This is a genomic window from Okeania sp., from assembly GCF_983059655.1.
In genome coordinates this window covers 1-6,176 of record NZ_CEZPJD010000463.1, presented here as the reverse complement: position 1 = coordinate 6,176, position 6,176 = coordinate 1, and the positions used below count along the sequence as shown (strand labels likewise).

Genomic DNA, 6,176 nt, shown 5'->3' with positions numbered 1-6,176 from the left:
GCGCCAGCGTTGCAAAGCAAACGACCGCTGTCTTGGTCGATTGGATATGGCGAGGGGACCTCGCCATCCCTCGACCGCTTTTTTTCCCTTTAAAAGGGGAGGCTTTAAACCTGAATTTGAATTATTTAATAATTAATAATTAATAATTAATAATTCGGTAATGGTGGTCTATAGTAATTATTTTGCTGAGGACAAGAGCAGTAGGAGGATATTGTTCTCTTCCTCGTATCTTTCTCCCATGAAGCACCGCTGTTCATCTCCATTTACTATTACGCAAGGATGACTCTTATTCCCTATTCCCTTTTTCCTACTAACAAATGTTCAATTAACTTTTTGCACAAATACCGATCATTTAATTGTTTCTTCTAGGGCCTTTTGCAAATCTTCAGTTAGTTCTGATATGGCTGTACGACGTTTAGCTTTGTAACTCTCCCAACGCTGAGAAACAGAAATTGGTTGTCCTACTGTCATGTATACTTTTTGTTTTCCTAGTGTCGGACGTTTGAGAACATTACCACCCTTAATACGATTAATCATATCCCAGAGCAGTAGAGCTGTATCACCAAACCTATCTATTGTCGGTCTTTCGGTAATATACTTACCACTAACTGCAGCAAAACTTTCAACTAATCTCATGTGCCACATTTGTAGACTAGCCTCTTGTGCAAGTCGATCTGAAAGAGCTTTGTCTACAGGAGAAAGAGTTGCTAAATTTTCAATATCTTCTCTGTACATAAAATTCCAACCCGCTTGCTCTAAACGACGACAACGGTCTATAAAATTACCGTTGGCCTTAATCTGAAAATATTCTTCTGCTACTTCTAAAGCAACATTGAGGAGAGCATTGAGACGAGTAGCGATCGTTTCATTAATTTGGTCATCTGTTAAAGATTCTTGGGAAGAACTTTCTTGAGTTGGCTTGGGTAACTCTCGGTGGTAATATTTTCTATAAAATTCCTCCATTTTGTCTAATAAATGACCTGCTAATCTCAAAAGTCGTTGGTATAGTGCAGAAGGTGCTAGTTTTTGCTGATTAGAAAGATTTGCTGAACCGGAAAACAAACCACTCTCTTTTTCGAGCTTAGTTAAAAGTTGCTCTACATTTTCCCATGGTTCGCCCAAGTATTTGTATTGAATACCTATTGGCACGATTAAAACTTCTTCCGAACGTGTTGCTTGATGTATATCTTCAACACACCAAAATCCCATCTGGGCAATACCAGGCTCTAAGGGATTAACTCTTTCATTATGGCCATTAGTAGCTCCTTCTGGAGCAGCCATCATTGGTAAATTGCCATTGGCAAACAATTCACGAGCTGATTTTAGTCCCTGACGGTCTATTTTTCCTCGGTGAATTGAACTTCCTCCTAAATATGAATACCATTTACCTACAAAATCACCTGCCCATAAAGGAATACCTCGGTCAAAGATAAAATGATAGTGGAGAAGAGATGGAAGGGTAATTCCTTGTTGTTTAGCAAATTTGGGCAATAGATACCAGATCATATATCCCATACAGTAAGGGTCGTTGGCACTAGGATGACGGAATGCCATCAGAAAGCGGTTTTTCCCTTGATGGAAGTTTTGATACAGTTGGGCTAGGGTTTCTAGGTTATCTACTTGTATGTCGGCGACAGATATTTGGTACTTCAGCCACCAAGGTAACATTAGCTTTGTACCTAGTCGTACCAAAGGCTTGAAGTTGGGTGGAATATATTTTAGGGGTGGTTGAACGTGGATAGTTGAGTGGGACATTAAAATTTATCAGTTAATTATGGGTTAAATTTGACACTCCCGCCGTTAAGTCAAAAATTATGACGGGAGTCCTCTTGTAATATTTTTAGATAGATTGTCCTGCGAGCTATTTGCCTATTCTCTAGTCTCTAATGCTTCTACCCTTTTTTCTAGTAACAGTATTCTATGAACTAGAGGCGTACTATCTTTATCCTCTAAATATTCTGCTAATGCACTTACCACTACTTCTGTTTGAGACATCTTTGTTTGATTAATATAATCCTTAAGCTTTCGCATCAGTGGAAAAGGAATTCTCACAGCAATCTGAGACTTTTTTCGAGGACTACATCCTTTTTCCTTTGGGGTAACGCTCGAAGGATCTACTGCTTCTAGAGGATAAGAAGTTCCACCTTGATAGTTTTCATAATCTTTATCCCTAAGACAAAAATATCTCCTGCAATAATGTTTATTTCCTGTCGGTTTATCAATAAAACTTGGTGGTGCATCATCTTCTAAGTTTGCATAACCAATTATTTTGTGCCCATCTCCAGATATGTCTGACATACGAGAATTAGATATGCCTTGTTTTTGAAAAAAGTCCGTACTGCCCTGTCTGACCCAAGGATATTGACTAGGATCGTCAAGCCAGATAATTTCTTTTTCATGCTCTAAACATTCTGGTCCAATTATTTGTGCCATAACTGTTTTTCTTTTTTATGAATGTAGATATAACCATGATAAATGTGCATGGCGTTTTATTACAACGCATGGCAAAAAAAATAATACAAATTTAATTATCTAGAGAATATTTCTAGACTTTTACACAAGACTTCTTGCAGAAATCAGGTAATAGGTAATAGGTAATAGGGAGATAAAATAGAATCCGCTTATATAATTCTTTATGTTATGATTCTATAATTACTTTAATCTCCCCTACTCCCCACACTCCCTCACTCCCCAGCTCCCCCGCTTCCCCACTCCCCTACTCCCATTCTTCTAATTCTTCTATCCAATTTTGCAATAAATTATTAATTTGTTCTCGTCGAGTTTCAAAACTTGCAGCTATCCAAATAAAGATAATTCCTACTATTAAACCTATTATCCACTTGAAAAAAGAGTAAAGAGAGTTCAGAATAATTAGTTGGTTAAAAGCATTGATTAAAAATGTGACTGTTCCTACATAAAGAAAAGCTCTAGTTCGTAATCCTAATCCTGTGAAAATGACAATTACACTAATTATTCCTGGTAGTAAACCAGTCCATTGATTTTCTAATAAAGCGATCAAACAAATTATTCCACTGCCAAAAAGTCGTAAGTTATGCCGAAGATTTTTGTTCTTAGGTAATTTCAGAATTGGATCGACTTTAGCTATATAAAGTAATGATAATCCAATGGGAGTAATGTAAATTAATGTCTGAAGAGATGCTCCTAAATTATTTAGCCAAATTACAAAAGCGCAATTAATTAAACCGACACTAATATAAGTTAATCGTATTTGCCGATCTACTTTGGCAATTACAGTATAAAATCCTGCTGTTATGAGAATTGAAGCATACCAATACCAAGGTGGAGCGGTGTCTAATCTTAAGTTGGTAAGAAATATAGTTACTATTGGCATAATTACGGCAATTCGTCGCCAAGGTTTTAGAGGCCATCCCCAATTTTCCCAAGGTAATAAATAGATAATGTAAGAAATTATGGCAGTTATTGCACTTAGCCAATACTGTAAAATTTCTGTGATGGAAAGTAGGTTGATTATATAGATGGCAACAGCATATCCTTCTAAGGCTCCTACATAAATCCAGGTTTCGGCTTGTTTTAAGCTGGAATTATTTTTGCCTTGCATAATTGCATAGCAAGTTAATAGTATTGCTGTGGTTAATCCTAATATTGGATTTGGTTTGAGATTAGATATTATTAATAAAAGTAATATTGAACTGCTGACTCCCCAATGTATATTGGCAATATTTTTAATTTCTGTTTCTGCGATTTTTAAGTAATCTAATAACCAAGGAGATAATAATCGATAACTATAAGCGATCGCTGTTCCAAGGCTGGCATAAGCAATTAATTGATCTGCTAAGGGTAGGGAATAAATTTGATAGAAAAGTAGTTCGGCAGAAGCACAGGATATTCCGATAATTCCTAAGTACAATATTGGTTTTAATGTGGTTTTTCTCCTGCCTATTCCAATTAATATAAATGATAGAGCTAAGGAAGTTAAACCAGTCCAATTTTCAAAATTACCTATACGGAATAAAGCGCCTAAAATACCATAGAGTAATGGCATTACTTGCCAGCATTTGGGTAAATTATTAATCTCTAATTTTCTTTGTAACCAATCTCCTAAAATTTGAGTCGATAATCCTAATCCAATATTTGCTATTGCTAAATTTATTGTTGATTTATCTACAAAGCCTAAGCTTTCAACTATTAGTAATTCTAAAGCCCAACCAAAACTATAAACTGTGGGGGTAGATTGAACAAAATTATTGAAACTAAATGTAATTGATGAGTTTTCTGCTATTTGTTTAATCGAGCCTCGATAGCCAATGGCAAATAATATCAAAATAGTAGAAATAATTACTGTGATTGAGGGGTTAATAGTTTGCCAATAAATGTTGAAAGAGTGGATTGTTAAGAGGATTAATTCTAAGCTACAGATAGTAATTGTCCAACTATCTATTGCTTGAGCATAAATATTAAATAACTGCCCTGTTAATCTAATTATTCGAGAGTACAAAAACCACAAAATTACTAAAAATATACTAATGGTTAATAACCACTCTGTTCCAGAAACAGGAGGTAAACCTAATACTCTTTCACCAAGGCAAAAACTTACGAAAATTAAGATGAAGCCTACTGTGATATTTGCTGCTGTTTGAGTTAGTAAGTATTTAGTATTAATCAACATTAAAGCTGTGCCTAAACCCAAACCAATTAATCGAGTTTCTGGCTGCCATAAAGTTAACATTTGTAGCATAATTACAGCAGCCACACTTAAACCACTTGCTCTTTTTCTGAAAGATATTATTTGATTTTTTTCTTTTGGTTTTAATACTCCACCGTCTACAGACTGTGTACCATTGATTGGAGTTTGATTGCCCATCAACTTTTTCCCACTTTGCTCCTTCTTTCTTCCTTCTTCTCCCCCCCTTTCAAAGGGGGGCAAGGGGGGATACCTTCTTCCTTCTTCACTAGCAATAATTGTTAGAGCTAGAGGAGTAATAAACCAAATAATTCCCCATTTTGCTGATAATTGACAATTCATAATGAGGCAAAGATCGGATGGGAAAATTTCTAATTTACTCAACCATAAAATATAACTAATAACTGCTAAAATTAAACCAAGATGCCAAGAACTTAAACAGAAACAACTTAATAGTGAAATAGAGGATGTGGGTGTGACTATTCTTGTTTCTGCTGTTATCTTTGTCTGTAAGCTAAATATTCCCCATTCAGCCACCATAATTACTGATAAAATTATTGCCCACATTTCTAAACTTATACTAGGCAAGAAATAATTAATCCCAGAAAATATTGATAATAAACCAGTGATATGAGTTAGATAAACAAGGCTAACTTTGATAGGTTGACGACGAGAAGTAAAAATAGTCAGAATAATAGTTGAACCTAAGAAATTGAGAAATATAACTAGAGGATTTTGCCAAGATAATATATTTAAAAATACTCCAAAACCTAAGCAAATTTTCTCGCTAAACTTAGCCAAGTTAATTTGTTGACGGCGATAAATCCAATCTGTTGCCCAGACCATAAATATTAAATAGGGAAACCAAGCTAAACTAAGTAATGATTCTGATGAATTTTGAGCTTGAAAAATTTTGGTTGTTGCAGTAATTAACGTTTGTCTAGTTGGAACTGGAATTAATCGCCATCCTAACCAAGTTGTTTGTAAACCAATCACAAAAATTGCAGATAAGTTAATACATCGCCAAGAATTTTGTAGATTTTCTGTTAATAAGAATAAACCAATAATACTAATGATAAATGCCTGCCAAGGTTGAGCATATACAGAAACTAACCACCCGATTAACAGTAAACTAATCCCAATCCGATTTTGTACAAATAATTTGCTTTGAATTCGATTATTCTTTAATAAAATCCATCCACTAATCCCTAAAGCTAATCCTAATTTTGTAATATCTACATTGGCAACAAAAATTGCTCGAACTAACAAAATTCCTAAAGCATAAATTACAATCGCAATTCCGGTTAATGGGTCGCCAGTAGTTGTTTGATGTTCAACTTCTATTGTTTTTGTAGTAGCTGGAGTTTGGTTATTATAAATCGTAGTGATCGCTGTACCAATAACTCCTAAATAAATTGCCAAAAGAGGAAATCCTGAAAATCTCCAACCATAATGTAAATAACTCAGAATTAATAAGTTCAGTGCAGCAATTGAAATCCAATTTGTAGAGACA

Annotated in this window: 3 protein-coding genes; all 3 read right to left on the bottom strand. The window is 35.0% G+C overall.

Going from position 1 to position 6,176, the window contains the following annotated elements; translation table 11 throughout:
- Positions 1-348 precede the first annotated feature (348 nt).
- Positions 349-1,755, bottom strand: a complete 1,407-nt coding sequence (locus AC3DU7_RS21875; protein ID WP_488041417.1) for a lysophospholipid acyltransferase family protein — start codon at positions 1,753-1,755, stop codon at positions 349-351.
- A gap of 114 nt (positions 1,756-1,869) precedes the next feature.
- Positions 1,870-2,433 (bottom strand): DUF6009 family protein, encoded by a 564-nt coding sequence (locus tag AC3DU7_RS21870; protein WP_488041416.1) that lies wholly within the window; start codon positions 2,431-2,433, stop codon positions 1,870-1,872.
- 283 nt (positions 2,434-2,716) lie between these two features.
- Positions 2,717-6,176: hypothetical protein (locus AC3DU7_RS21865; RefSeq protein WP_488041415.1), on the bottom strand; the 3,460-nt coding region annotated here is incomplete at its 5' end.

What these genes read in the sequence shown, in the direction of transcription:
- AC3DU7_RS21875 (WP_488041417.1), bottom strand. Translation starts at nt 1,755, where the DNA reads ATGTCCCACTCAACTATCCACGTTCAACCACCCCTAAAATATATTCCA.
- AC3DU7_RS21870 (WP_488041416.1), bottom strand. Translation starts at nt 2,433, where the DNA reads ATGGCACAAATAATTGGACCAGAATGTTTAGAGCATGAAAAAGAAATT.